This window comes from Porticoccus hydrocarbonoclasticus MCTG13d (assembly GCF_000744735.1).
GTDB lineage: Bacteria > Pseudomonadota > Gammaproteobacteria > Pseudomonadales > Porticoccaceae > Porticoccus > Porticoccus hydrocarbonoclasticus.
In genome coordinates this window covers 2,246,696-2,273,594 of record NZ_JQMM01000001.1, presented here as the reverse complement: position 1 = coordinate 2,273,594, position 26,899 = coordinate 2,246,696, and the positions used below count along the sequence as shown (strand labels likewise).

The window sequence follows — 26,899 nt, the reverse complement described above, 5'->3', positions numbered from 1 at the left end:
TAGGTTCGGTGAATTTTGCACGACGCATCGTGGGGGGGGTAGGTTCTTATAATTTTTTGTTACATCAGTAAAGACACTCAAGGGGCTTTCGTCAAGTTGATTGTTTCAAGAACTTGGTCAGGCAGGTGTTGTTCAAGCAGAAATGCTGTTCATTTCATTCTGCGGGATCATCGCTTTTTTGCTAGACTTTGCTGCGAAATGATTGGAATTAATCAGCTTGGATATACTCCGAACGAAAAACCCTGAACACGCTCTTGAGCAATGGCTTGCCGGGCCGTTGAGCCCATGGGATTGTCTGGCTCTCCGCTACGAGTATGTGCAGTATTACTTGTCCGGCTCGCCGGTCATTGAGTTGCTGGCTATTTTTCAGCAACTTGAGGGTCAGACAACTTTCACTGTGACCGCATTGGACGAGTTGCTCGTCGATCGGTTGGTGATGTTAAACCACGATTGTTTCGACCTGGGTAATTTCTGTGTTGCCTACGATTTGCCCCTGCTTTCCCTCGATCGCCCCATGCGTCTGGAGCCGGTAGCCATTGATAAACCCTGGGGGCGGGAAATCTGGTTTACCGGTATCGAGCAACGCGGCCAGTCATATGTTAGTGATGGAGTTGCTCGCAGCCCGCTGCCCTGGGTTCTCTCGGCTGCACCCCGGCGACTGGCGGCTGGCGCAGAGCGCCACATCAATCTGCTCAAGATACTTGACCCATTGCCGGAGGAAGTATACGGCGATCTGTACTTTGAGCTGCACGAGAAAAAACGCGAAGTCTATGTCGTCACGCACATTGACCGCCATGCCTGGCCGGAAGGCAAGGGCGCCATCCGTTTTGGTTTTGATCCGGAGGTCAAGGCGGCCTATGCCTCTGATGATGATTTCAGGGCGGACTTTCTGGCGGCTGTGAAACGCTATGAAGTTGTTCGTCGTGAGATCGATGACCTTTTCGACCAGCGGCGTGAAGTGCTCGGTATTGATGCCAATGTGCCGGTGCCGGCCAGTTGTCTGCAGGGCTGGTTCGACGAGTTGCCAGAGCATCTGCAGCAGCAGGAGCGCCAGTTGCGAGAGGAGATGAACCGATTTACGGCACTGTTACCACTCTCTTTGGGCGATGTGGTCAAGGTTCCGCTACTGACACCCCATGCCCTGCAACACGGGGTTCGCACGGTGGAATTCCAGACCCCTGTCTATGAGCGAAGGATCTTGTCATTTGCCCAGAAAGTTCTCACTCAGGGGCATTGGGATACGGAGCAGGCGGTAGCCATGATGTCCCTTGAGGCCCCGGATTTGCCGGAATTGACTATGTTGGAGGAGGGCCTGGGTTATCTGTTGGTTGAAGTGGTGACCTTCGATGATTTTCGGGTGTGGCGGCTGACCCTGCTACCCGGTTCCGGTTATCTGGTGCCTGCTACGGGCTGTTATGGGCTGCTGATGGCGATTGATGGTGTGGTTGTGTTGGGTGGCATGGGTGGCAGTCATCTCCTGATGGAAGAGGCGGTTTTGTTGCCTGCTGAACGGACGGAGACGTTGTTGATCAATCAGTCAGCTGAAGATGCTGTCGTCTTGATCGCCCGGCCAACCTGACGTTTTTTAACTATGCTGCGGATGGCACTACAGGGCCATCGGTTGTTGCTCAGGGATGTGCGCTGTGGCAAAATCCACCCCCTTTGTCGAAAGCGGCTGTCTGCCGCGTGATTCGATATTACCCGGCTTATTGCGGACGTGGCGGAACTGGTAGACGCGCCAGATTTAGGTTCTGGTATCGAGAGATGTGAGAGTTCGAGTCTCTCCGTCCGCACCATAAAATTAATTAAGTTAGCGAACTATTCAGAGGACAATCATGCAGGTTTCTATCGAAACAACTTCTGGTCTCGAACGTAAAATGACCCTGGGCATACCGGCAGAGCGTATCGACGCTGAGGTGAACGAACGCTTGAATAAGGCGAGCAAAACAGTTCGGCTGGACGGTTTCCGCAAGGGCAAAGTGCCCATGAATGTATTGAAAAAACGTTTTGGTGAGAGCATTCGTCAGGAGGTTGTTGGTGAAGTACTGGGTCGCACGTTCACTGAAGCTGTTGCCCAGGAGAAGCTTAAACCCGCAGGACGTCCTGAAATTGAGTCGGTGAAAAATGAACCGGGTCAGGATCTTGAGTTTGTCGCGACTTTTGAGGTTATGCCTGAGGTTGTTTTGACGGATTTGACGAAAGTGGTCGTCACCAAGCCACTTGCCAAAGTGACAGAAGAAGATGTCACTGCGATGATTGACGCATTGCGCAAGCAGAACGCCAGTTGGGAAGAGGTCAACCGTCCCGCCGTTAATGGCGATGAGGTTAATATCGATTACAACGGCCTCATGGATGGCGAGGAGTTTGATGGAGGTTCTGCCAAGGAGTTCATGCTCGATCTCGGTGCCAGCAAGGCGATTCCCGGGTTTGAGGAAGGGGTCGTGGGTATGTCTGCCGGCGAAGAGAAAGTGCTTTCGCTGACTTTCCCTGATAACTATCACGCCGAAGAGCTGAAAGGAAAGCCTGTCGAGTTCACCATCAAGGTCAATGCAGTGACCGAGGCCGTCATGCCTCCGCTGGATGAAGCTTTTTTCGCGCTGTATGGCATGGAGCAGGGTACAGAAGAACGGTTCCGTGAAGTGGTTCGCCTGAATATGGAGCGTGACCTGAAACAGGCATTGAAAACCAAGACCACAGGCCGGGTCATGGAACAGCTGTGTAACCTGCACAATGAGCAGGAAATCCCGGAGGTGCTGGTTGCCAGCGAAATCACCAAGATGAAAAAGCAGATGGCCGACCGCATGGGCGGTGGTTCCAGCAATTTTGACCCTGAATTGCTACCCGATGATCTGTTTATTGATCAGGCGAAGCGTCGTTCCATTGTCAGCCTGATCATCAATGAAATCGTTAATACCGAGAAAATTGAAACCAGTCCTGAAAAGGTTCGCGACCGTGTTGAAGAGATGGCTTCCACTTATGAGAAGCCAGAGGAAGTGGTCAAATATTACTACAGCAGCCAGGAGCTGATGAAGGGCGTAGAGTCTGCAGTGCTCCAGGATCAGGTGATTGATCATGTGCTTTCAGTGGCGACGGTCAATGAAGAGGAAGTCAGCTACCAGAAAGCCATTCAACCGGATCAGGACGGCACGGCAGATTTCTAGTATTCATTTATTCGGCCACTTGGGTTCAGTCATGATCCCGATGGCGTGTAGCGACAGGCCCCAAGCTTCAAAGATGTTTGGGGCCTGTTGGTTTTAAGGGTGATCGGGAGCGGCCCGGGTTACTTGCCTTCTCCCTACCGCTGGTTACAATGCTTCGACAGGTTTTTTCTTGAGTGAATATCTATGAAATTTGATCTATCTTCGACGTCCGGTCTCGATGTGAGCAACGCAGGTGGCCTGGTGCCCATGGTAGTTGAGCAGTCTGCCCGCGGTGAACGTTCCTATGACATTTACTCCCGTTTATTAAAGGAGCGCGTTATTTTCCTGGTGGGACCTGTAGAAGATTACATGGCCAATCTGGTGGTAGCGCAATTGTTGTTCCTAGAATCAGAGAACCCCGACAAGGATGTTCACCTATATATCAACTCGCCCGGTGGATCAGTGACTGCGGGGATGTCAATTTACGACACCATGCAATTTATCAAGCCTCATGTCAGCACCATGTGTATTGGTCAGGCTGCCAGTATGGGTGCTTTCCTGCTGGCCGCCGGTGAGGCCGGAAAACGTTACTGCCTGCCAAATTCCAGAGTCATGATTCATCAGCCCAGTGGTGGCTCTCAGGGACAGGCATCTGATATTCATATTCAGGCCCAAGAAATTCTCAAGATACGTGAGCGTTTGAATGAGCGTCTTGCCTTCCATACCGGCCAGTCCGTAGAACAAATCGCCCTCGATACCGAGCGGGATAAGTTCATGAGCGCCGAGGAATCACAAAAATATGGCATGATTGACCAGGTGCTGGACAAACGCCCCTAGAATCGTTAGTCTTTTTAAAAGAAAAGATATGTTTTATCTGTTTGATATAAAAGAATTTTATTTTCCCTTGTCGGTTAAAGATGAGTAGATTTGTAGAGACAGTATTATGAGTGATGAGAAAACCGGAAAAGGGGAAGATGACGGCAAGTTGCTGTACTGTTCTTTCTGCGGCAAGAGTCAGCACGAAGTTCGCAAGCTGATTGCAGGTCCGTCGGTGTTTATCTGTGACGAATGTGTAGACCTATGTAATGACATTATCACTGAAGAAATTCAGGACACTGATGCAGAGTCCTCCAGTGAAGAGCTGCCCAAACCCAAAGAGATTAATGCGATTCTTGATCAGTATGTGATTGGTCAGGTGCGTGCCAAGAAAATCCTTTCTGTCGCTGTTTACAATCACTACAAGCGCCTGCAGAGTGGCGGCAAGGGTGCGGAAAAGGATATTGAGCTGGGCAAAAGTAACATTTTGCTGGTTGGCCCCACTGGCAGTGGCAAGACGCTACTGGCCGAAACACTGGCACGCCTGCTGGATGTTCCCTTCACTATTGCCGATGCAACAACCCTGACAGAAGCGGGTTATGTCGGGGAGGATGTTGAAAATATTATTCAGAAATTATTGCAGAAATGTGATTATGATGTTGAGAAGGCCCAGCGTGGTATCGTCTATCTCGACGAAATTGACAAGATTTCCCGCAAATCGGATAACCCTTCCATTACCCGTGATGTGTCAGGCGAGGGAGTCCAGCAAGCCCTGTTGAAATTAATTGAAGGGACGGTTGCCTCGGTGCCGCCGCAGGGTGGACGCAAGCATCCTCAGCAGGAATTTTTGCAGGTGGATACTGGCAATATCCTTTTCATTTGCGGGGGTGCCTTTGCCGGCCTGGAAAAGGTTATCCAGGAGCGCTCCGATAAAGGCGGTATTGGCTTCAGCGCTCAGGTGAAAAGCAAGGACACCAGCAAAAATATTGGTCAGACCCTCACAGACCTGGAGCCGGAAGATCTGGTGCGCTTTGGTCTGATACCGGAGTTTGTGGGGCGTCTGCCCGTGATCGCCACCCTTGAGGAACTCGATCGCGATGCCTTGGTAAACATTCTGGTCGAGCCCAAAAATTCCCTGATCAAGCAGTATGAGGCCATGTTTGAAATGGAAGGGGTGGAATTGGATATTCGTCGTGATGCGCTCGAGACCATTGCCGAGCGTGCGCTGGAGCGGAAAACCGGTGCCCGTGGATTGCGCTCGATTATTGAAAACGTCCTTCTGGAAACCATGTACAGCATTCCTTCTATGGATAATGTCTACAAAGTGGTGATCGACAGCGCGGTAATTCGTGGCGAGTCGGAACCGCTGCTGGTCTACGAAAATAAAGAGCAGCAAAAAGCTGCCAGTGATGAGTAAGCCATTTTTTATCCCCGAAAGGCCCTGCGGGGCCTTTTTTTTTGCCTGAAGACATTTATCTGTCGCTGGTCACTTGTATTTCCCCGAGTAAACCCCATATTTGCAGTAAGCTAATTTGTATCGAAACGCTCGCTAAAGAGGTTAAAGAATGGGACAGAACGCTGTGCATAATCAATTGACAATGCTGCCTCTGCGCGACGTGGTGGTGTATCCCCATATGGTGATACCACTGTTTGTAGGTCGGGAAAAATCGATTCTGGCACTCGAAGAAGCCATGGTGCAGGACAAGCAGATTCTACTGGTGGCGCAGAAAACTGCGGCGGAAGACGATCCCACACCCGAAGATCTCTACCGTGTGGGTACACTCGCCACGGTGTTGCAGATGCTCAAGCTGCCCGATGGCACCGTCAAAGTGCTTGTTGAAGGTGTCGAGCGCGTTACTATCCAGAAGATTGATGAATCGCCCGGCTACTTTGTGGGTGTTTACGAAGTGATGTCCGACGAGGTGTTGTCCAGTAAAGAATCCGAAGCATTGATGCGATCGGCTCTGACCCAGTTTGAACAGTACGTCAATCTGAGTAAAAAAATCCCTTCAGAGGTTGTGAGTACCGTGGCAGGTATTGAGGATCCCAGTCGTTTGGCTGACACCCTGGCCACACACATGGCCCTCAGTGTCGAACAAAAACAGGGAATACTTGAAACACCTTCTCTGGCAAATCGGCTGGAGACATTGTTGGGCTTGATGGAATCCGAGATCGAACTTTTTGAAGTTGAGCAGCGCATTCGTGGGCGCGTCAAAAAGCAAATGGAAAAAAGCCAGAAAGAGTACTACCTCAACGAGCAGATGAAAGCGATCCAGAAAGAGCTCGGTGAAGTTGAGGAAGGCGGCAATGATATCGAGCAGCTGGAAACGAAAATCAATGAAGCCGGTATGCCGAAATATGCTCTTGATAAAGCAAAATCAGAACTGAATAAACTGAAAATGATGTCGCCGATGTCGGCTGAAGCCTCGGTCTTGCGCGGTTATATTGACTGGATGGTCAGTGTGCCCTGGAAAAAGCGCTCAAGGGTTCGTCACGACCTCAAGCGTGCTGAACGCATTCTCCATGAAGACCACTATGGGCTTGAGGAGGTCAAGGAGCGCATTCTGGAGTTTCTGGCAGTCCAGCAGAGGGTAAAAAAACTTAAAGGACCCGTGTTGTGTCTGGTGGGACCGCCGGGCGTGGGCAAGACCTCGCTGGGTGAATCTATCGCCAAGGCGACCGGTAGGAAATACGTGCGTATGTCTCTGGGGGGTGTCCGTGATGAAGCTGAAATTCGCGGGCATCGCAGAACCTATATCGGCTCCCTCCCAGGTAAACCGATTCAGAAGCTGGCCAAGGCCGAGGTGAAAAACCCGTTATTTTTGCTGGATGAAATTGACAAGATGGGCATGGACCATCGCGGTGATCCTGCGTCAGCGATGTTGGAAGTGCTCGACCCCGAGCAGAATAACAGCTTCAACGACCACTATCTGGAAGTCGATTACGACCTTTCCGAAGTCATGTTCATCTGTACGGCAAACTCGATGAATATCCCAGGCCCTCTGCTGGATCGTCTCGAGGTTATCCGGATTCCCGGTTACACCGAACAGGAAAAGATCAATATTGCGCTCAAATATCTGCTGCCAAAGCAACGCAAAGCCAATGGTCTGAAGCCGAACGAACTGACCATGGACGACACTGCGGTGATGGACGTTATCCGTTACTACACCCGTGAAGCGGGTGTGCGAGGTCTGGAGCGCGAATTGGCAAAAATCTGTCGGAAGGTGGTTACCAGGAACGTACGTGACGGTGTCAGAGAGTCTCACCACATTACTTCAGCTGAGCTTGAAGATTTGTTGGGTGTTTACAAATATGACTTTGGTCGCGCTGAAGAAGAGAGTCAGATTGGCCAGGTTACCGGTCTTGCCTGGACCCAGGTGGGTGGTGAGTTGTTGACCATCGAGTCTTCTGCGGTGCCAGGTAAGGGGCAGGTGGTTAAAACCGGTTCCCTTGGCGATGTGATGCAGGAATCTATCCAGGCGGCGTTGACGGTGGTTCGCAGTCGGGCAAAAACACTGGGTATCAAACGCGATTTTTACCAGAAGGTAGATCTTCATATTCATGTGCCTGAAGGAGCGACGCCCAAGGATGGTCCCAGCGCAGGTATCGGAATGTGTACAGCTTTTGTATCTGTGCTGACCGGTATCCCGGTGCGTGCGGATGTGGCCATGACCGGAGAGATTACTCTGCGCGGGCAGGTATTACGGATCGGAGGCCTAAAGGAAAAATTATTGGCCGCTCATCGCGGCGGTATTCGCACGGTGCTTATACCCTACGAAAATGAGCGTGACCTCAAAGAGATACCAGAGAATATTAAAGCAGATCTTGATATACATCCGGTCAAATGGATCGATGAAGTTCTGGAGATTGCGTTGATTCGGAAACCTGAACCGTTGTCTGATGAAGAGTATGATCGCGTCGACAAAGATGAAACAAAAACCCATGGTGAGGCTGGAACCCGCATAAATACTCACTAAACCGCTTGACCGGTTTTCGGGGGGTTGGTATAACGTTGCAGTCATCTTACATGCCACACCCTGCGGGAAAGCAGTAAAGTCGTGTGTTACAGGTGAACAGTCTTATTAACATAACAAGGGGATTATTGTGAATAAATCTGAACTCGTTGATGCCATTGCCGATGCCGCTGATCTTTCGAAAGCGTCTGCCGGCCGCGCGCTGGATGCCGCTATTGACGCTGTAACCCGTACCCTGAAAAAAGGTGACCCGGTCTCGCTGGTAGGTTTTGGAACGTTTGCTGTTAAACAGCGTGCCGCCCGCACTGGTCGCAACCCTCAGACCGGCGCAGAAATCAAAATTGCTGCTGCCAACGTACCTAGCTTTAAAGCTGGTAAAGCTCTGAAGGACGCTGTTAATAAATAAAACGGCGTCTGCTGTTTGTCTTTGTTGTATGTTGAAAGGCGCATCAGCGATGCGCCTTTTTTTATAAAATAACCCTATCCGTCCAAACAAAACCAAATCAAGAGATTTTTATGCTGCAGGACTTTCGAGACAACCTCAAAGGCTCGGCCAAAATTGTACTGGTCGCTATTATTATTGTGCCGTTTGCCCTGTTCGGTGTGGATGCAATTTTTCTCAGCGGTAGTTCTGTTGAAGAAGCCGCTAGCGTCAATGGTGAGACCATTACAGAGCTTCGTCTGCAACAATCCGTGGCGCTTCAGAAGCAACAGATTCTTAACAGGTACGAAGATCTCGACCCGTCCATGATCAACGATGAGCAGCTTCGTGGCCCCGTTATGCAACAGCTTATTCGCCAGAAAGCGGTTGAGCTTGCAGCTCGGGAGCAGGGTATGGCTATCGACGACAAAATGATTTATCGCCTTCTGCTTGAGGTCCCTGATTTTCAAGTGGAGGGGAAGTTTGATGCCCAACGCTATGAGTTTGTGCTCAGGCAGATGGGTTACACTCCGAATTCCTACAATAAATTGCTTCGTTCAGATATGTTGAACAGTCAGTTTATGCAGGGGGTAAGCAATACTGGGTTTTCTACGGAGCGGGAAAACCAGCTGCTGGCGAGCATCACTGAGCAAACCCGGGATTTCTACTACCTGACCATTCCCCGGGCGCCGGTATTGGATGCGATCTCGATTACTGATGAGGAAGTTCAGTCTTTCTACGAGGGCAATAAAGACCAGTTTATGGCGGACGAACAGTTGGTGGTGGAGTATTTGGAGTTGCGTCCCGACGACCTGGTGCAGGAGGTCGTCGTGGAAGAAAGTGTTGTGAACGATGTGATCGAAGTCAGGATCAACGCAGTTCGTGCCAAGCAATCGCGACAGGTCGCGCAGATTCTGCTTGAGAAGCAGGACGACGGCAGTCATCTCGACAAAATATCTGACATTCAAAAACAGCTGGAAGCCGGTGAAGAGTTTGCTGTACTCGCTGAGCAGCATTCGGAGGATTACAGCACAGCTGAACAGGGCGGTGATCTGGGCTTTGTGCAACGGGGTGATCTGCCGGAACCATTGAGTGTGGCGCTGGACAGTCTCTCTGTCGGTGAGATTTCTGGTCCGGTAGAAACCGAGCTCGGTGTTCATCTGGTCAAACTGCTGGCAGAAAAAAAGGCTGAGTTACCCAGCCGAGATGATATTGAGCCGGGTATCCGGCGTGAGCTTCAACGGCAACTGGCACTGGAATTGCTGCCAGAGAGAATTGAGGAGCTCAAGGATCTTTCCTATAATGCCTCCTCCCTAGAAAGTGTAGCCGACAGGCTTGATCTGACATTGCAGATTACCGAGCCATTCAGCCGCAATGGTGGTGACGGCATAGCGGGTAAGCCACAGGTCATTACGGCTGCATTCAGCGAGCCGGTTCTGGAAAAAGGCCTTACCAGTGAAGTGCTTGATCTGGCAGATGATCACGTGGTGGTTCTGTCTCTTCGGGAGCGAATTCCTTCACGCCTCAAACCCTTGACTGAGGTCAGGCCTCGTATCGAGCAGATTCTCAAGAAAGAGCGTGCGGACCGTCAACTGATGGAGCGTGCTGAGACATTGGTCGCCCGTGTTAAAGGGGGTGAGTCAATTGAAGAAGTGGCCAAACATGAATCGCTCCAGTGGCAGGTTAATCTGAACACAAAGCGTTTTAGTGGCAAACTCAACGAAGAGATTCGCCAGTGGGTTTTTTCCCTGGCAGAGCCTGCGGATAGCGCGGTCGTCAGTGATTTGGCACTTGCCAATGGTGATCACGTGATTGTGTCCCTGACCCGGGTCACCGAGGGAGACTTGGACAAGCTGAGTGCTGAGCAGAAGCAGGTGCTTTCCACAACCGTTGCCCTGACGGCGGCCAGTCGCGATTACCAGGCGTATGAGACCCTGTTGGTTGAACAGGCAGATATCGCATCTAAATACTAGATAGGTGCATTGATCACAAGCATTCGTCTCACTTGCTATGGTTTATAACGGTCGCACTGGAGGTGTTGTGATAATGGGGTTGTGATGTGGTAGCCAATCTGTGGTACCGAGTATACAACTCATGAATCTGGAGTTTTAAAGCATGGCAGATTATCAATATGATCTGGTAATAATAGGCAGTGGTCCTGCAGGCGAGGGTGCCGCAATGTCCGCAGTGAAGCAGGGCTGGTCAGTGGCAGTAGTTGATGACCGGCCTATGGTGGGTGGTAACTGTACCCATCTGGGGACCATTCCTTCAAAAGCCCTGCGCCATGCAGTTCGACGCATGGTGCAGTTCAATACCATGCCGATGTTCCGTGCAGTGGGAGATCCCCGTTGGTTCTCCTTCCCTGATTTGATGAAATCCGCAGATGATGTCATTCGCAAGCAGGTTGAAGGGCGTACAAAAGATTATGCCCGCAATCGTATCAAACTCCATTTAGGGCGAGCCAGTTTTACGGATGTCCATCATATTTCTATCAAACAGCCTGACCACACACGTGAAACGATTAAGGGACGATTTTTTTTGATCGCAACGGGTTCAAGTCCCTATCATCCGGACGATGTGGATTTTGATCATCCCTGTATTTTTGATAGTGATTCGATTCTGAGTCTGGATCGAACACCTCGCAATATTATTATTTATGGTGCCGGGGTGATAGGTTGTGAATATGCCTCGATTTTTGCCGGACTGGATACTCGTGTCGATCTGGTGAACAGTCGCTCCGGGCTGCTGTCATTTCTCGATGATGAGATTTCAGATGCACTCAGCTATCAGCTTCGCGATCTGAATGTCACCGTTCGGCACAATGAGGAGTATGACCATATAGAAACCCGTAACAATGGTGTCACTATGGAACTGAAGTCGGGCAAACGGATTCACGCTGAAGCCCTGCTCTGGTCCAATGGCCGTTCCGGCAATACTAAAAATATGGGGCTGGAAGAGTTGGGTCTGGTTGTCAATGAGCGCGGTCAGCTGGAGGTCAATGGGCACTACCAGACGACAGTCCCGCATATTTACGCGGCCGGCGATGTGGTGGGCTGGCCATCATTGGCAGGTGCCGCCTATGACCAGGGTAGGTTTGCTGCGGCACACATGTGTGGAGCAGCACGCGAATATCACGTTGAAGACGTTGCCACCGGTATTTGGACGATTCCGGAAATCAGCTTTGTTGGCAAGACCGAGTCCGAACTGACCGAGCAGCAGGTTCCCTATGAGATAGGCCGCGCTTACTTCAAGAACATCGCCCGTGCCCATATTTCCGGCGAAGAAGTCGGTGTATTAAAGATATTGTTTCATCAGGAAACTCTGGAAATCCTTGGTGTCCATTGTTTCGGTGCAGAGGCGTCAGAAATTATTCATATTGGCCAGGCTATTATGAACCAGTCCGGCGACGCCAATACCATTGAGTATTTTATCCGCACCACATTTAATTACCCGACCATGGCAGAAGCCTACAGGATCGCTGCTATTAACGGGATGAACCGGTTGTGTCGCGAGTCCCGTAAACTGGTGATTTGATTGCCGGAACCGGAAAACTCCGCACAATCATAGGCGCAGGGTGGGATAGGTATTACTCGGTGGCAGTGCTTTCCGGTTCAGTGCGTTTTAGCACCGAATGAAGTACGTGCTCGTATTCAAAATAGACCTGAAATTCAGGGTACTCCCAGGATGAAATCGGCGGTTCTCCCACTGCCGGCTCCATGCTTAAGGGCTCACCAAATTTAGCGCGAACCCTATCCTTGCTGATACCACGACCAGGTTTTTCAATGGCCTGATTTTGCGCTGATTGTTGTCCAACGGGGATAACAACCTGTTCGGCGATCGTGGCCAGGGGCAGGCTTATTAGCGCAGAAAAAAGCAGTATCAGTGGTTTATTCATGATCAAATTCCCTAGAGTTCAGGCGTGTGCGACTCAGCTTGGGGTTGCCTTTGCCGGTTTTAATTATAGTAAGCTGAAATGCGGGAAGTGCAACTGCCAAATTGGCGGAGATCGGACAAACTGTTTGCCCGCCAGATAAAATGTTCACTTGTTTGACTCCGGTGATTCCGATTTAATGCCTTCCCATGACTACTAACCTGCCTTTTTTTATCGGTCTGCGTTATATCCGCAGCAGACGCAAAAATGGTTTCGTATCTTTTATATCACTATTGTCTTTTGTCGCGATGGCACTCGGTGTGACGGCCCTCATCCTGGTTCTTTCGGTGATGAATGGTTTCGATCACGAAATCAGGCAGCGAATTCTCAACGTAGTAGCCCATGCAGCAATATTTAATGACGACGGTGTCCGCAACTGGCAGCAATTAGGTGCTGATGCAACTCTCGCCGGGGGTGTTGAAGCGTTTGCTCCCTACGTTGAGGGGTATGGTCTGTTGTCTTCGGATGCTCAAGGTCAGGGTGTTTTGATACAGGGTATAGACCCGCTTATGGAAGAGGCGGTCAGCCCGATCAGCGAATATATGATGGTGGGTGAGATGGCGTTACTCCAGCCGGGTGAGTATGGCATCGTTATCGGTAATCTGCTTTCCCGTTCACTTGGGGTTATTCGGGGCGATTATGTGGTGCTGTCGTTGCCCGAACTGAATGTGACGCCGGCGGGTATTTTCCCACGATATAAACGGTTTCGTGTATTTGGTGTGTTTCAGGTGGGCGCACAGGTGGATTCAGGGCTGGCCTTTGTTCATTATCGGGATGCTCAGAAGCTGTTTCGCACTGGGGACGCAGTCACGGGCGTGAGGTTGCGGCTTGCCGATCCCTTTGATGCAGGTGACATTGTTGCCGCATTGAATGACGATATGGATCCCGGATTCAAAGCCAAAGCCTGGACGGAGGACATGGGTAATTTATTCCAGGCGATAGAACTGGAGAAGAAGGTGGTCAGTTTGTTACTGGCAGCCATTATCGCCGTCGCGGCTTTTAATATTATTGCCAGCCTGATTTTGATGGTGGCTGATAAACGCCAGGATATCGCGGTGCTCCGCACCCTGGGTGTCGAGGCTGGAACAATTTCACGGATTTTTATGGTACAGGGTAGTGCTGTAGGTGCTTTTGGGGTGCTCTGTGGCGTGATCTTTGGCAGTTTTCTGGCCCTGTGGATTGGCGACATCGTCCACTGGGCTGAGTATGCGGTAGGCTTCAGAGTATTTGATCCGGATGTCTATTTTATCAGCCAGCTACCCTCTAGGCTGTTGTGGCAGGATGTCCTGATGATAAGCGGACTGGGTTTTGGTTTAAGCCTGTTGGCAACCCTGTATCCGTCATACCGGGCAGGACAGATTTTACCGGCGGAGGCCTTGCGTTATGACCACTGATTCAACCGCAGTAATGCACTGCGATAACCTCGCCAGACACTACCGTCAGGGGGTAGAGCGGATTGATGTGTTAAGGGGGTTGTCACTGCGGGTTCACAGTGGCGAGAGAATTGCGATCATCGGGACGTCTGGTTCCGGCAAAACCACCCTTTTGAACTTGCTGGGTGGGCTGGATGACCCGGACGAGGGCTTTGTCAATGTGATGGGGGCTGCTCTGAAGCCAATGAATGAATCGAAGCGAGCCCGTTGGCGCAATCAGCACCTGGGGTTTGTCTACCAGTTTCATCATCTGTTGGGTGAGTTCAGCGCACTTGAAAATGTGGCCATGCCGTTGCTGGTGGCAAAAACACCGGTTGCCGAAGCGAAGGTGCTGGCCCGGGAAATGCTTGATCGGGTTGGTCTGGGTGCACGTTGCGCTCACAAACCCTCTGAGCTATCCGGTGGAGAGCGCCAGAGAGTCGCCATTGCCCGGGCACTGGTGAGAAAACCGGCCTGTGTGTTGATGGATGAACCGACTGGCAATCTTGACCCTGTCACAGCAGAGACGGTGCTGGCGCTTCTGATGTCATTAAACCGTGAGCTGGCGATCAGTTTTGTGGTGGTTACCCATGATACGCAGGTCGCAGCCCGGATGGATCGGGTGCTCTCCCTTACCGAGGGTTGTTTGACGGATGTTACTGAATCCCGCTCCATGGGTCAGGGATTGTAGCTGGCCGTGTTCAGACCCCTAGCCGTCTTTATCGGATTGCGTAATTTTACCTCTGGTGCTGGCAACCGGATGGTGTCGTTTATTTCACTGCTGGCTATCCTGGGACTGGTGATGGGCGTTGCTCTGCTGGTGGTGGTGATGTCAGTGATGAACGGATTCGATCGGGAAATGGAGTCTCGCATCCTCGCAGCAGTTCCACACATACGATTGTTTGACGAGCACGGTGTTCAGCAGAGCGACACGTTGCGCGATACCCTTGTGCAGCAGCCGAATGTCCGCGCTGTGATGCCCTTTACCCGGCTGGAGGGCATGCTGACACATCGTGGCAAAACCAGGCCAGTGGAAGTGATGGGGTTGGAGCCATCTCTGGCCGACCCGTTCATGGGTGTGTTCATCTCTCCCGACCTGATGGGGCAGCTGGCTGTTCATTCCAATGGCCTTTTGATGGCGGGTGAGATTGCCAAAAAACTGTCCCTGTCAGCGGGTGACCGGGTGACATTGCTGGTGCCCGCATCCGGAGGTAACGGGCTCCAACAGGCACCAAAAGTGTCGACTTTTACCGTGCTAGGAACCTTTGACACCCGCACAGCGGCCGATCAGAGTTTGGTGCTGGCCAAGCTTGAAACAGCCTCCAGGCTGGCGGGACATCCTGGTCTGGCTCAGGGGTGGCAGGTGCGGGTGGCCGATGTCTTTGAGGCGCGCCAGACTGGTTATGCCCTGCTGCAAGTGCTGCCGTCCGGTTACCGGTTTTCCGATTGGATACAAACCCATGGCAACCTTTATCAAGCCATAAAAATGTCTCGCAACCTGGTTTCCCTGTTGGTTTTTCTGATCATTGCCATCGCTGTTTTCAATGTCATCTCAATGTTGATGATGACTGTGATCGACAAGCGTGCCGAGATCGCGATTCTCAAAACACAGGGGTTTGTCCGGCATGAGATTGTTGCCATCTTCCTCACACAGGGTGTGCTGATTGGTTTGTTTGGCACCCTGCTGGGTGTGCTGCTGGGTGTGGTGGGGGCCTTGAATGTGACGGCCGCAGCTCGGTGGCTTGAGTTGTTGATGGGTCGCCCGTTACTCAACTCCGAAATCTACCCGCTTGACTACCTCCCCTCGGCGCTGCTGTGGAATGATGTGGGGATGATTGTCGCAGTGGCTTTAGCACTGAATTTTCTGGCGACTCTTTACCCTGCTATCCGTGCTGCCAATACTCGCCCTGCAGATGTCCTGAGGTACGAATAATCGCTTGTTATCGGTTAAGGTTTTTTTCTATGATTTAATAGTGCGGCCGCGTGCCCCTGGCGTTTTTTCTTGCGAATACCCCAGTTTTTGACCACCTTCCACCGCCACAGATTTAAAATGGTCAGATAGCCCATGATGCCGCTGACCAACCCGCAGACCAGGCTACCGGTCAGCAATGGCAGCCAAATTCTACTGCCCTGTGCAACTGCCCAGTCCCAGCTGAGCTCAATGACAAGGTGAGATTCTCTTTGACCCAGTAGCCAAGTACCCACGCTGTAGGCAAACAGGAACATCGGTGTGATCGTCAGCGGGTTGCTGATCCAGATCAGTGCCACGGCCAGAGGTAGATTGCTGCGGAATATCAAGGCCAGTAGTACGGCCACCAGCGTTTGTCCCGGAATCGGCAGGAAAGCGCAAAATAGTCCGATAAAAAAAGACGTTGAAATTGAGCCACGGTTGATATGGAACAGGTTGGGATCTTTCAGTAGAGGGCCCATCCAGCGGATAGGGCGCACATGAAGGATTTTGTGTGGATCCGGCAGAAAGCGGCGTAAAATCTTTTTTGGCATAAGTTCGGGCTGATGGCGTTCGGGGCCGGAATTATGATCAGTTTTTGCCCCGCAGGCCACTGATCAGGTCAACTGGATAGTTGTTTCCACCAGCGTAACATGGTCAGATCGGGGAGATTATTTTAATCTCCGAAACCCTATCTCTACTTGAAAACAGGGCAAGATAAAAAATGGAATCAGTCACGTCAGGTTGGGTTTACTTCATGCTAAATTCTCTGGCCGTCATTGTTGTGCTTTCTTTTGGTCTGTTAATCCTTACGCTGGTTGTCTTCTATATCATCGATATTACCCAGACCAAACACGCGGTTCGCCGAAATTACCCTGTTGTCGGTCGTTTTCGTTACCTGTTTGAGCATATGGGTGAATTTCTCCGTCAATATTTCTATGCCATGGATCGCGAGGAAATGCCCTTTAATCGGGCCGAACGCGCCTGGGTCTACAGAGCGGCCAAGGATGTGGATAGAACGCTGGCCTTCGGTTCAACTCGTGACCTGCGTCCGCTCGGTTCAATATTTTTTGTCAACTGTGCGTACCCCACCCGCGGTGAGGATGCGGTGGCGCCCAGCCCCATCACCATTGGCCCCTATTGTGAAACCCCTTTCACAACGGCTTCCATTCTGAACATTTCTGGTATGAGTTATGGTGCGCTCTCCAGGCCGGCGTTGCAGGCGCTATCCCGAGGTGCTGCCAAAGCCGGTTGCTGGTTAAATACCGGCGAAGGCGGCCTTTCATCCTATCACCTTGAGGGCGGCTGCGATATTGTCTTTCAGATTGGCACCGCCAAATTTGGTGTCCGGGACGAGCAGGGGCGGCTCAGCGAAGAACGGTTGGCCGGTGTTGCCGCTCACCCACAGGTCAAAATGTTTGAGATCAAGCTCAGTCAGGGTGCCAAGCCGGGAAAGGGCGGTATTCTGCCCGGGGTCAAGGTTACCGAAGAGATTGCCCTGATTCGGGCTATTTCGGTGGGTGAAGATGCGATCAGTCCCAACCGCCACCTGGAAATCACCAATGCCGGGAGCCTGCTGGATATGATTGAACAGGTGCGCAGGGTTGCGGGAAAGCCGGTAGGATTCAAAACGGTTATTGGTGACACCGTCTGGCTGGAAGATCTCTTTAAACTGATACTGTCGAGAGGCATTGAGTCGGCTCCCGACTTTATAACGATCGACGGTGCAGAGGGTGGCTCAGGTGCCGCGCCTCAGGCGTTGATGGATTATATGGGGTTGCCCATCCGCGAGAGTCTTCCGGCGGTCGTTGACCTGTTGCATGGCTACGGTCTCAAAGAGCGCATCAAGGTGATTGCATCGGGAAAACTGATTGTGCCCTCCGGGGTGGCCTGGGCGCTCTGTATGGGCGCGGATTTTGTCAATTCCGGGCGTGGTTTCATGTTTTCTCTCGGTTGTATTCAAGCCATGCAGTGCAATAAAAATACCTGCCCCACCGGTGTCACGACCCATGACCCAAGATTGCAGCGCGGACTGAACCCCATATTGAAATCCGAGCGGGTGGCAAACTACGTGGCGAACATGACCTACGATGTCGGTACGATTGCCCATTCCTGCGGTGTTTTCGAGCCTCGCCAATTGCGCCGCCATCACGCCAGAATGGCTACCAGTTCCGGTCGCTCGGAAAGCCTTGAAAGCCTTTATCCATCGGAGCAGATGGGAGCCAGGTTGTTTCCCCCGGGAAATATTGATCAATGACGACAAAGCAATGTCATAGTTAAAACCGGTCAGCCGGGATAAAAGAGGTGTGATTCATGGGGCAATCCATCGATAAAACCAGCTTTACACCTGTCGACTTCGAGCGATTTGAAGAAAAATTGCATTATTGCCTCGAAGCGCTGGACAGCCTTCTGGCCCGGCCGGGGTTTGGGCAGGGAAGTGTCAGTATTGGTGCAGAGCTGGAGTTGTATCTGGTCGACGGGCGAGGGGGGCCGCTATTGCGCAATCTGGAGATTCAGGCGCAGAGTAATGACCCTAGGCTGACCCTTGAACTGAATCGTTACAATCTCGAATTTAATCTGTCTCCGGTGTTTGCTGCAGGTCAGCCGTTTACTGCAATCGAACAGCAAATGCTGGAAACCCTGGCGGATTTGCAGTCGCTGCTGAATGAGGAGGGGGGCAGCGTCATACCCATCGGTATTCTCCCCACCTTGGGGCCCAATCACTTTGGCGAAGCTGTGATGACTGATACGCCACGTTATCAAGTTCTTGCGGAGGCTATCCGGCAATCACGAACTGACGTTTTCGGCATCAATATCGATGGTCCCGACCCTATTCATCTAGTCCACGGTGATGTGACACTGGAGGGTGCCTGCACGTCCTTTCAGTTGCACTACCGCACTGACCCCGCCCGGTTTGGTATGTTGTGGAACGCCATTCAGCTAGTTACCCCATTGATGGTTGGTGTCGCCGCCAACTCACCACTATTACTGGGGCACCGACTCTGGCACGAGACCCGGATACCCTTGTTCAGGCAATCTATTGATGACCCTGAGGTCGGGCCCGATGGCTGGAGCAAACCGGCCCGAGTCAGCTTTGGTCACGGCTGGTTGCGTGGTAACGCAATGGAATTGTTCCGGGAAACTGTACAACTCTACAAGCCTCTGATGCCACTGGTCAGTGCGGAAGATCCCCGGGCCGTGGTGGCAGGTGGTGGTATGCCGCTGCTTGATGAACTCTGTTTGCATGATGGAACCATCTGGTCCTGGAACCGGCCAATTTTTGATCCCGAAGGCGATGCTCATGTGAGGATAGAGATGAGATCGTTGCCAGCGGGACCAACGCCACTGGACATGGCGGCAAATGCGGCGCTGTTTATCGGGCTCGCCGAGGGGCTGGCCGATCAGCTGGAACCCTTGTTGTCGGCGTTGCCGTTTAGCTATGCCGAGGAGAACTTTTACCGGGCGGCCCGGGATGGTCTACAGGCCCAGGTACTATGGCCGAATGCGCGACAGAACGGTTTGCAGGAGCAATCTTTGGTCAGTGTATTAAATCAGCTGTTACCCACTGCGGAGCGGGGTTTGGCCAGCATCGGGGTCGATGAAAAAGAATACCGGAAGTGGCTGAAGGTTATCGAGGGCAGATTATCAACCGGGGTTAATGGTGCGAGCTGGCAGTTGGCCCAATTCAATCAGTTGATGTCTACTGGCATGAACCGGAAAGAGGTTTGCCGGCGGCTGCTGGCCGCTTACCAGTCGCGTTCAATGGCCAATATCCCGGTATCCCAGTGGACTGATATTGAGCAGGGAGAGGAGTGAATATGCAGTTGGGGAAGAGCTTCAGAATTCTTCAGAAGCCCTCGGTAGAAGAAGTGCCAGCATCCGTTACCGATTTTCTCGTTCAGCTCGGCGGGCCGGCGGTGATCAAGCTGGACGGCCGCGATAAGCGCCGTTGCCGTTTTGTGGTCACCCTGCTGCACGGCAATGAACCCTCCGGTTTGAAAGCGATCCACCAATTGTTGCGCGAGGGCTTTGAACCGGAGGTGGATACCTATCTGGCCATTGTCTCGGTCGAGGCGGCATTGACTGAACCACAGTTCAGTCACCGCTATTTGCCAGATCAGCGTGACATGAATCGGCTGTTTGCTCCCCCCTTCACAGATGCTCAAGCGATGTTGGCTGCTGAGTTGCTGGATATCATTCGCCGGGTGGGGCCCGAGGCCGTTATTGACCTCCACAATACTTCCGGTGATGGACCCGCTTTTGCGGTCGCTGTGGAAGAGCAGCCCATACATATGGATATCGCCATTCTCTTTACCCATCGGCTCATTATTACCGATATCCGTCTGGGGGCGCTGATGGAGTCCCCAGGACTCGGTTGTCCGATAGTGACGATTGAGTGTGGTGGCGCTGCGCAGGCACTGTCAGACACGATTGCCCGCCAGGGATTAAAACGATTTATGACGGAAGCAGAACTAGCCAGGCCGATGCTCCCCGATTCAGAGAAATTAGCCGAGCGGGATATCTATCGGCACCCGGTGAGGATGGAGCTGAAGCCCGCAGGACGCCTGTGTTACGCAGAGGAACCCTGCCCCGGTATGGATATTACGCTGCCGCTTCACCTTGATCGGCGAAATTTCGGCATCGTCGGTCCGGATTCGCCGCTGGCCTGGCTAAGCGGGCAGGGAATCCGGAATCTCAGGGTGGTTGATGCCAGTGGTCATGATGTCATTGATCAATATTTTGTTTCACGGGAGGGCAAACTTTACCCGCGAACCTTTTTAAAGCTTTTTATGGTGACGACCAACCCTTCGATAGCGGTGAGTGATTGTATTTTTTATGCAGTGAAAGAGGTGGACCATACCCATTTGCAGACGACACGAATGACCCTTGATTCAATTGATTCTGGAGCCAGGGATTACAGTGACCGAAAGTAGTTGGGGACCAATATCGAGGCAGGTCCCTGATGGCATTCGTCAAACTGCGAACTGTTGGTCGAAGTCTCCAGGTTGAGTTCAACCGTTTGTGCCCCGGCAGCTTTGGCGACGGCAAAGAACCCGGCAGCCGGATAGACATGACCTGAGGTGCCAATGGCAATAAACAAATCACATTGATGTAAAGCCTGGTGGATTTCATCCATAAAAAGTGGCATTTCACCAAACCAGACCACGTGGGGGCGGAGGGTGGCTATTTTGTCGCAGCATGGGCAGGGTATCGATGACGCGGTATGCTGGTGGCAGTCAAAAATGTTCCCGGTAGCGCTGCAACGGGTTTTCAATAACTCACCATGCATATGCAGAACATGGCTGCTACCGGCCCGCTCATGCAGGTTGTCGATATTCTGTGTGATCAGTGTGAAGTTGCCGGAACAGCGTTGTTCAAATTCCGCCAGTGCGATATGGGCCGGGTTGGGAGCGATACCCGGATCCAGCAGTTGCCGTCTGCGTTCATTGTAGAACTGGTGTACTGTGGCTGGATCACGGGCAAAGCCCTCGGGTGAGGCAACATCCTCTACCCGGTGGTTCTCCCAAAGCCCATCGCTGGTTCGGAAGGTCTGTATGCCGGACTCAGCGGAGATTCCGGCCCCGGTTAAAACAACGACGGATTGACAGGTTTTGGTGGACATAGGGCATCTATTCCAATTTTTTCAGTTTGGCAGGCAACTATCGTCATCCCGTCTCTGGTTCTGTGCAAACCCGCAAGGGTCACAAAGCAGATGAATATTCGCAGGATAATACAATGAGAGATACCCGGCCGTTTCTACTCGCTACCGATTTCCCAGAGTTGCAGAGAAGGGGGTTGTCGACGCTTCAGGTGAATTTGGGGTATCTCTGCAATCAGAGCTGCAGCCACTGCCACGTAAACGCGGGACCAAACCGCACCGAACTGATGGATCTGGAGACTGTCCAGCTGGTGTTGCGGGTATTGCGCGAGCGGCAGATTTCTACGCTCGATCTGACCGGTGGTGCGCCGGAGATGAATCCCCATTTTCGCTATCTGGTATCAGCGGCGGTCAAGCAGGGTGTTACCGTCATTGATCGGTGTAATCTGACTATCCTTCTTGAGCGAGATCAGACCGATCTGGCGGAATTCCTCGCAGCTCAGGGTGTAACAGTAGTCGCATCGCTGCCCTGCTACACGGAGCAGAATGTTGCCGAGCAGCGCGGCAAGGGTGTTTTTCAGCAAAGTATTGAGGCGCTGCAAAAGCTGAATACACTGGGTTACGGGCGAGAGCCAGACCTCGCTTTAAACCTGGTTTACAACCCCAACGGTGCATTTCTTCCGCCCCCGCAACAGCAGCTTGAGCAAGAATACAAAATCCGTCTGTTTGAAGATTATGGCATCGTGTTCAATCAGCTTTTTACTATCACCAATATGCCTATCAGTCGCTTTGGTGCCACGTTGCTGGCCCAGGGTAACTACGAACCCTATATGCAGTTGTTGAAAAACCATTATCGCCGTGAGCACCTGCAAACGGTCATGTGCCGCGATACCGTCAGTGTTGATTGGCTGGGCTATCTCTACGATTGTGATTTCAACCAGATGCTTGAAATGCCCATGTACACCCCGAGCGAACACATTGCCTCAGACCGACGGTCACATTTGCGCGAACTATTGCAGAATGATCTGTCCGGGCGACCGATTGCCATTGGTGACCACTGCTACGGCTGTACCGCGGGCAGTGGCAGTAGCTGTGGCGGTGCGCTGGATTAATGGCCGGTTTGCCGCTCAGTATCGTTATTCCGGTGCTCAATGAGGGTGCTCAACTAACCTCCTGTCTTCAGTGTTTACAAGGGCTTCGCCAGGCAGAAGCGGAGCTGATCGTGGTGGATGGAGGAAGCATGGATGATTCGGTGGAGCGGGCCACTGCTCAGGCTGATCTCGTCATCAGCAGCCCTCGCGGCCGCAGTTTGCAGATGAATGCCGGGGCGGCAAAGGCCCGCGGCGATTATCTGCTGTTTCTGCACAGTGATACGCGATTGCCTGTCGGGTTTTCCAGTCATTGGTTGTCAGACAATGTTTGGGGGTTTTTCCCGGTTAAGCTCAGTGGAGACCGTTGGGCTTTTCGGGTGATTGAGCGGGCGATGAGTTGTCGGGCCCGCATCTCTGGTATTGGCACTGGCGATCAGACGCTGTTTTTGCGCCGCGATATTTTTGATCAGATTGGCGGTTTTGCTGCTATCCCGCTGATGGAAGATGTGGAAATCTGTTGTCGTCTGAAGACCCTCTGTCCCCCCAGGGTGCTGTCTTCCCCTGTTGAGACCTCCGCGCGTCGCTGGCGGCAGCGGGGGATTGTGAACACCGTGCTGCAGATGTGGTGGCTGCGATTGGCGTTTTTTCTGGGTGTGTCCCCGGCGCGTCTGGCTAGATGGTATTACTCTGAATGATTTCCCGATCCACTGATAGTTGCCTGATACAGTTTGCCAAGGCTCCACTATTGGGTGCTGTGAAAACCCGTTTGGAGCCCACCCTGGGAAAGGCAGGTTGTGTGGCACTTCATCGTGCGCTGGTCAGTTGGGTATTCAGTCGTCATCTGCCAGTGGGGCAGGTCGACAGCGAAGTCTGGTCTGACCGTAAGCACCCTTTTTTCGATGCTCTTCTGACTCCTGCAGGAGTACCATTTCGCCTGCAGGAAGGCGCCGATCTTGGCCAGCGCATGTCCCATGCTTTTGCTAATCGACTGCCGCATTATCGCAACGTGTTGCTGATCGGCAGCGATTGTCCGGGAATTGATGTTGATTATATTACTGCTGCACTCAAGGCGTTGCAGACAGTCCCCGCTGTATTGGGTCCGGCTCGTGATGGCGGCTATGTGCTGGTGGGTCTCAACCGACCCTGTCCGGGCATTTTTGAAGATGTGCCATGGGGAAGCGGGAGGGTTATGGAAGCGACGCGACAGCGCTTGATAGCGAACCGCTTACAGTGGCTTGAGCTGGATGCACTGGCGGATATTGACCGAAATGAAGATCTGCACTATCTAGTAAGTAGCGTTGAGCGGGAATTATTTTTCAAGAAATATTTAACTTACTGATATTTAAATAATTATTTTTCTTGACCGGTTTCTGTTTTGCGCCTATTTTTTGCGCAAAATCAGTGGTGCTTGATCCCTGTCCCACAGGGGTCGTTTTATCGGGATCCAGGAGTTTCGATATGAGTGGCGAAGAAGCTTTACAAGATGATGATTTCGATGGTGAGGGAGACGATGCCGGTCAGGAAACTGAAGCGGCTGAGGTCGTCGTGAAAATAGTCAATTCAGAGGCCAGAAGGCGTCTCGAAGATCGCCTTGAAGAGCGTCGACTGCAAAAATTGATACGTGATTACGATTACGATATCGACTGACAGCAGTTATTCACTGTTTTTTCTTGATGACGGGTAACTTTTTCCCTCACCACTCTGAGTTTTGGCATAATACCGTCTGCGCTTCTGGCTGGATATTTTCTGTTGCCTCAAACTCCACAACTGATACTGGACTCGATTGCTTTTGAACGGGACGACTGCCTGTTGTTCTCCGGGATATGTCTGTCGCTGGAGTCTGGAGACGTTCTACAAATAGAAGGGCCTAATGGGGTCGGTAAGACCACATTGCTGCGAATTCTTTCAACTGCCTTGATACCCACTGCCGGCAAGCTGCTTTGGCAGGGCAGTGATGTGGCCCGCCATCGCCAGCTGTATTTGCAGAATCTATTGTTTCTCGGTCACTTGCCTGGGCTGAAACAATCGCTGTCACCCACTGAAAACCTGGTCTGGTGGCGCCGGATTCATCGGGACCACAGCCCCCTCAAAAATGAAGAAATCCTTGGCTCACTGGGTTTGTGCGGCTATGAGGACATTCCCTGTTATGCGCTATCTGCCGGCCAACAGCGGCGGGCCGTACTGGCCCGTTTGTTGGTGACAGAAGCACCCCTCTGGATACTTGATGAGCCGTTTACCGCGATTGATAAACAGGGGGTCACCGACCTCGAGGCACTCCTGATTGCACATGCTCGGCGCGGTGGTATGGCAGTCCTATCGACACATCAGGACCTGGGTATTGCCAACGTGCGCCGTTTTCCTCTGGTGGCCTCGGCGGAGGCCGTTTGAGTATGGGTTATGGTTTTGCCGCGATATTGCGCCGCGATTTGCTGTTGGCATTCCGCAACCGGGGTGAGATAGCGAATCCGGTCATCTTTTTCTTCATTGTTGTGACCCTTATTCCCCTCGGGTTGACCCCTGAGGCTAGCCGTCTGGCTGAAATCGCACCCGGTATTTTGTGGGTTATGGCGCTGCTGGCATCGCTGCTGTCAGTGGAGGGACTGTTTCACAGTGATTATCGCGATGGCACACTGGAACAGTTGGTCATTTCCCCGCAGCCGCTCTATTTAATGGTATTGGCAAAAATTTTGGCTCATTGGTTGATAACCGGTCTGCCATTAACCCTGCTGGCGCCGCTTTTAGGTATGATGTTGTCTCTTCCCTCAGCGGGATATCTACCCTTGGTACTGGGCTTGTTGATGGGCACTGCAGTGCTGAGTTTACTGGGTGCGATAGGCGCTGGACTGACAGTAGCTCTGCGCAAGGGCGGATTGTTGCTATCACTGATTGTGATGCCGCTGTATATGCCGGTGCTTATATTTGGTGCCAGCGCTGTTCAGCGATCTGTAGATGGGTTTTCGGTACAGGGCCCGTTGGCGGTCATGGGTGCATTGCTGGCTTTTTCGCTGCTGATTGCACCGTTTGCCACGGCCGGTGCCCTGCGGGTCAGTATGCACGGTTGACTATTTGGTCGGTGGCTCGATCAAAAATAAGGTTAAAGACACTATGTGGCAATGGTTTCATCGTTTGGGCTCGCCCCGCTGGTTTTATCAGACCAGTGGCAAGTGGCTTCCCTGGCTGGCGGGTATTACCTTTGTATTGCTGCTCATCGGGTTGGTGTGGGGGTTAGGTTTTGCACCACGGGATGCGAAGCAGGGGAACAGTTTCCGGATTATTTATATTCATGTGCCGGCGTCTTTCCTGGCACTGGCCGGTTACTATGTAATGGCGATTGCCGGTGCCGTGGGCCTGATTTGGAAGATGAAGCTGGCGGATATGGTGATGAAATCGGCGGCGCCTCTTGGCGCGGCTCTCACCTTTGTCGCGTTGGTTACCGGAGCCATTTGGGGAAAACCCACCTGGGGGACCTACTGGGTTTGGGATGCTCGAATTACCTCGATGCTGGTGTTGTTGTTTTTATACATGGGGGTGATGGCCTTGCAGCACTCCTACACTAGCGTCGATGCCGCGAACAGGGCCAGTGCGGTATTGTCACTGGTGGGGATGGTGAATATTCCGATCATTTATAAATCCGTTGACTGGTGGTACACACTGCATCAGCCTGCGACCATTAAATTTACGGAAGCTCCCACCATGCACCCCGATATGTTCCATCCGCTACTGGTGATGATAGCGGGCTTTTATTGTTTTTATGCGCTGGTGCTGATTCTCAATACCCGCTCGGAAATTCTGCATCGCGAGCGTCGGTCCAGTTGGGTAAAGGATGTTGTGTTACAAAATCAAAGGTGATGGACGTTGATATTCCGTTTTGACAGTTTTCAGCATTTTTTGCAGATGGACGGGCACGGTGCCTACGTATGGTCGGCCTACCTGATAGCCATCCTTGTCATGGTCTGGCTTGTAGTCAGTCCGTTATTTCGGCAATCGGGCGTGCGACAGGCTGTTGCCCGGGAGCTGCGTCGTGAAACTGCCAGACAGGGCAGTTCAGGCCAGACAGATAAAGAATGAGGATCCCCCGGCGTGCTTGTAAAAACCAGAGTTAAACTATGATGAATCCGATTCGTCGACAGCGGCTGTTTTTAGTCATTTTTATTGTAGTGGCGGCATCCCTGGCCGTGGGTTTGATGACTTATGCCCTGCGGGATAACATCAATTTGTTCTATCCACCTTCAGATATTGCTGCCGGTGAGGCACCGCCGGGTGTCCGCATTCGCGCCGGGGGTATGGTAGTGGACGGTAGTGTTGAGCGGGCAAGTGATTCGCTGTTTGTCCGTTTTTTGGTGACAGACGGTGAAGCCGAGGTGGAAGTCCACTATACCGGTATTCTGCCTGACCTGTTTGCTGCGGGCGAAGCTGCTGTGGTCACAGGTGAGTTGAACAAGCAGGGCATTTTTATGGCGTCTGAAGTGCTGGCAAAACACGATGAAAACTATACCCCGCCGGAAGTGGCAGATGCCATGAATGCAGCCCACGAACGGGCACAGCAATCGGCGGATGAATCCTGACA

At 52.1% G+C, this 26,899-nt stretch carries 26 protein-coding genes and 1 tRNA gene; 24 read left to right on the top strand and 3 right to left on the bottom strand.

Annotated features, from left to right (window positions below; genetic code table 11):
• The first annotated feature begins 217 nt into the window (after positions 1-217).
• The 9 genes from U740_RS10820 to sthA all read left to right on the top strand — a co-directional run bounded on the left by U740_RS10820 (position 218) and on the right by sthA (position 11,885).
• Positions 218-1,579, top strand: coding sequence for a hypothetical protein (locus U740_RS10820; protein ID WP_152556836.1), 1,362 nt, complete (start codon positions 218-220; stop codon positions 1,577-1,579).
• A gap of 132 nt (positions 1,580-1,711) precedes the next feature.
• A tRNA-Leu gene (locus U740_RS10815) sits at positions 1,712-1,796 on the top strand.
• Positions 1,797-1,835: 39 nt separating this feature from the next.
• The gene (tig, locus tag U740_RS10810) at positions 1,836-3,161 is read left to right on the top strand and encodes a trigger factor (RefSeq protein ID WP_036860712.1); all 1,326 of its coding nucleotides are present in this window, start codon (positions 1,836-1,838) and stop codon (positions 3,159-3,161) included.
• A 183-nt stretch (positions 3,162-3,344) separates the two neighbouring features.
• A complete protein-coding gene (clpP, locus tag U740_RS10805) occupies positions 3,345-3,977 on the top strand; it encodes an ATP-dependent Clp endopeptidase proteolytic subunit ClpP (protein WP_036860711.1) in 633 nt (210 codons plus the stop codon).
• Positions 3,978-4,083: 106 nt separating this feature from the next.
• Positions 4,084-5,373 (top strand): ATP-dependent Clp protease ATP-binding subunit ClpX, encoded by a 1,290-nt coding sequence (gene clpX, locus U740_RS10800; RefSeq protein ID WP_036860710.1) that lies wholly within the window; start codon positions 4,084-4,086, stop codon positions 5,371-5,373.
• A gap of 148 nt (positions 5,374-5,521) precedes the next feature.
• Entirely contained in the window at positions 5,522-7,933 is a 2,412-nt protein-coding gene (gene lon / locus U740_RS10795) for an endopeptidase La (RefSeq protein ID WP_036860708.1), read from the top strand.
• Between the two features lie 127 nt (positions 7,934-8,060).
• A complete protein-coding gene (locus U740_RS10790) occupies positions 8,061-8,336 on the top strand; it encodes an HU family DNA-binding protein (RefSeq protein WP_036860706.1) in 276 nt (91 codons plus the stop codon).
• 110 nt (positions 8,337-8,446) lie between these two features.
• Positions 8,447-10,324: a SurA N-terminal domain-containing protein gene (locus U740_RS10785; RefSeq protein ID WP_036860704.1), complete on the top strand. Its 1,878-nt coding sequence runs from the start codon at positions 8,447-8,449 to the stop codon at positions 10,322-10,324.
• Between the two features lie 142 nt (positions 10,325-10,466).
• Entirely contained in the window at positions 10,467-11,885 is a 1,419-nt protein-coding gene (sthA, locus tag U740_RS10780; RefSeq protein ID WP_036860702.1) for a Si-specific NAD(P)(+) transhydrogenase, read from the top strand.
• A gap of 52 nt (positions 11,886-11,937) precedes the next feature.
• Here the strand turns inward: sthA and U740_RS10775 are convergent, their stop codons facing one another.
• The gene (locus U740_RS10775; RefSeq protein WP_036860700.1) at positions 11,938-12,246 is read right to left on the bottom strand and encodes a hypothetical protein; all 309 of its coding nucleotides are present in this window, start codon (positions 12,244-12,246) and stop codon (positions 11,938-11,940) included.
• Between the two features lie 185 nt (positions 12,247-12,431).
• Here U740_RS10775 and U740_RS10770 point away from each other — a divergent pair, with 185 nt between their 5' ends.
• The 3 genes from U740_RS10770 to U740_RS10760 are packed head-to-tail and all read left to right on the top strand — an operon-like array spanning position 12,432 to position 15,627.
• Entirely contained in the window at positions 12,432-13,676 is a 1,245-nt protein-coding gene (locus U740_RS10770) for a lipoprotein-releasing ABC transporter permease subunit (protein WP_036860698.1), read from the top strand.
• Positions 13,666-14,385 (top strand): ABC transporter ATP-binding protein, encoded by a 720-nt coding sequence (locus U740_RS10765; protein WP_036860696.1) that lies wholly within the window; start codon positions 13,666-13,668, stop codon positions 14,383-14,385. Before U740_RS10770 ends, U740_RS10765 begins: the two co-directional genes overlap by 11 nt.
• 6 nt (positions 14,386-14,391) lie before the next feature.
• Complete coding sequence (locus tag U740_RS10760) at positions 14,392-15,627, top strand: lipoprotein-releasing ABC transporter permease subunit (protein ID WP_036860693.1); 1,236 nt, start codon at positions 14,392-14,394, stop codon at positions 15,625-15,627.
• A 14-nt stretch (positions 15,628-15,641) separates the two neighbouring features.
• Here the strand turns inward: U740_RS10760 and U740_RS10755 are convergent, their stop codons facing one another.
• Complete coding sequence (locus U740_RS10755) at positions 15,642-16,196, bottom strand: DUF2062 domain-containing protein (protein WP_036862005.1); 555 nt, start codon at positions 16,194-16,196, stop codon at positions 15,642-15,644.
• A 203-nt stretch (positions 16,197-16,399) separates the two neighbouring features.
• Between U740_RS10755 and U740_RS10750 the strand changes: the two genes are divergently transcribed.
• From U740_RS10750 to U740_RS10740, 3 genes are read left to right on the top strand one after another with little or no spacing between them, the layout of a single operon-like run.
• Positions 16,400-17,899: an FMN-binding glutamate synthase family protein gene (locus U740_RS10750; RefSeq protein WP_235189859.1), complete on the top strand. Its 1,500-nt coding sequence runs from the start codon at positions 16,400-16,402 to the stop codon at positions 17,897-17,899.
• A gap of 56 nt (positions 17,900-17,955) precedes the next feature.
• A complete protein-coding gene (locus U740_RS10745) occupies positions 17,956-19,458 on the top strand; it encodes a glutamate-cysteine ligase family protein (RefSeq protein WP_036860691.1) in 1,503 nt (500 codons plus the stop codon).
• A gap of 2 nt (positions 19,459-19,460) precedes the next feature.
• Positions 19,461-20,576, top strand: a complete 1,116-nt coding sequence (locus U740_RS10740) for a M14 family metallopeptidase (RefSeq protein WP_051921483.1) — start codon at positions 19,461-19,463, stop codon at positions 20,574-20,576.
• Here the strand turns inward: U740_RS10740 and cobB are convergent.
• On the bottom strand, positions 20,558-21,265 hold the full coding sequence (gene cobB / locus U740_RS10735; protein ID WP_036860689.1) for a Sir2 family NAD+-dependent deacetylase: 708 nt from the start codon (positions 21,263-21,265) through the stop codon (positions 20,558-20,560). The two genes, U740_RS10740 and cobB, sit on opposite strands and share 19 nt — an antisense overlap.
• A gap of 113 nt (positions 21,266-21,378) precedes the next feature.
• Here cobB and arsS point away from each other — a divergent pair, with 113 nt between their 5' ends.
• The 9 genes from arsS to ccmE all read left to right on the top strand — a co-directional run bounded on the left by arsS (position 21,379) and on the right by ccmE (position 26,897).
• Entirely contained in the window at positions 21,379-22,353 is a 975-nt protein-coding gene (gene arsS / locus U740_RS10730; protein WP_036860688.1) for an arsenosugar biosynthesis radical SAM (seleno)protein ArsS, read from the top strand.
• Positions 22,353-23,027 (top strand): TIGR04283 family arsenosugar biosynthesis glycosyltransferase, encoded by a 675-nt coding sequence (locus tag U740_RS10725; protein WP_036860686.1) that lies wholly within the window; start codon positions 22,353-22,355, stop codon positions 23,025-23,027. Before arsS ends, U740_RS10725 begins: the two co-directional genes overlap by 1 nt.
• A complete protein-coding gene (locus tag U740_RS10720; RefSeq protein WP_036860684.1) occupies positions 23,024-23,671 on the top strand; it encodes a TIGR04282 family arsenosugar biosynthesis glycosyltransferase in 648 nt (215 codons plus the stop codon). The genes U740_RS10725 and U740_RS10720 overlap by 4 nt, the downstream gene beginning before the upstream one ends.
• 119 nt (positions 23,672-23,790) lie before the next feature.
• The gene (locus tag U740_RS10715; RefSeq protein ID WP_036860683.1) at positions 23,791-23,979 is read left to right on the top strand and encodes a PA3496 family putative envelope integrity protein; all 189 of its coding nucleotides are present in this window, start codon (positions 23,791-23,793) and stop codon (positions 23,977-23,979) included.
• 102 nt (positions 23,980-24,081) lie between these two features.
• Entirely contained in the window at positions 24,082-24,720 is a 639-nt protein-coding gene (ccmA, locus tag U740_RS10710) for a cytochrome c biogenesis heme-transporting ATPase CcmA (protein ID WP_235189858.1), read from the top strand.
• Positions 24,721-24,722: 2 nt separating this feature from the next.
• The gene (gene ccmB / locus U740_RS10705; RefSeq protein WP_036860681.1) at positions 24,723-25,394 is read left to right on the top strand and encodes a heme exporter protein CcmB; all 672 of its coding nucleotides are present in this window, start codon (positions 24,723-24,725) and stop codon (positions 25,392-25,394) included.
• 43 nt (positions 25,395-25,437) lie between these two features.
• Positions 25,438-26,181, top strand: coding sequence for a heme ABC transporter permease (locus U740_RS10700; RefSeq protein WP_036860680.1), 744 nt, complete (start codon positions 25,438-25,440; stop codon positions 26,179-26,181).
• 6 nt (positions 26,182-26,187) lie between these two features.
• The gene (gene ccmD / locus U740_RS10695) at positions 26,188-26,400 is read left to right on the top strand and encodes a heme exporter protein CcmD (RefSeq protein ID WP_036860677.1); all 213 of its coding nucleotides are present in this window, start codon (positions 26,188-26,190) and stop codon (positions 26,398-26,400) included.
• 41 nt (positions 26,401-26,441) lie between these two features.
• On the top strand, positions 26,442-26,897 hold the full coding sequence (ccmE, locus tag U740_RS10690) for a cytochrome c maturation protein CcmE (protein ID WP_036861995.1): 456 nt from the start codon (positions 26,442-26,444) through the stop codon (positions 26,895-26,897).
• The last annotated feature ends 2 nt before the right edge of the window (positions 26,898-26,899 follow it).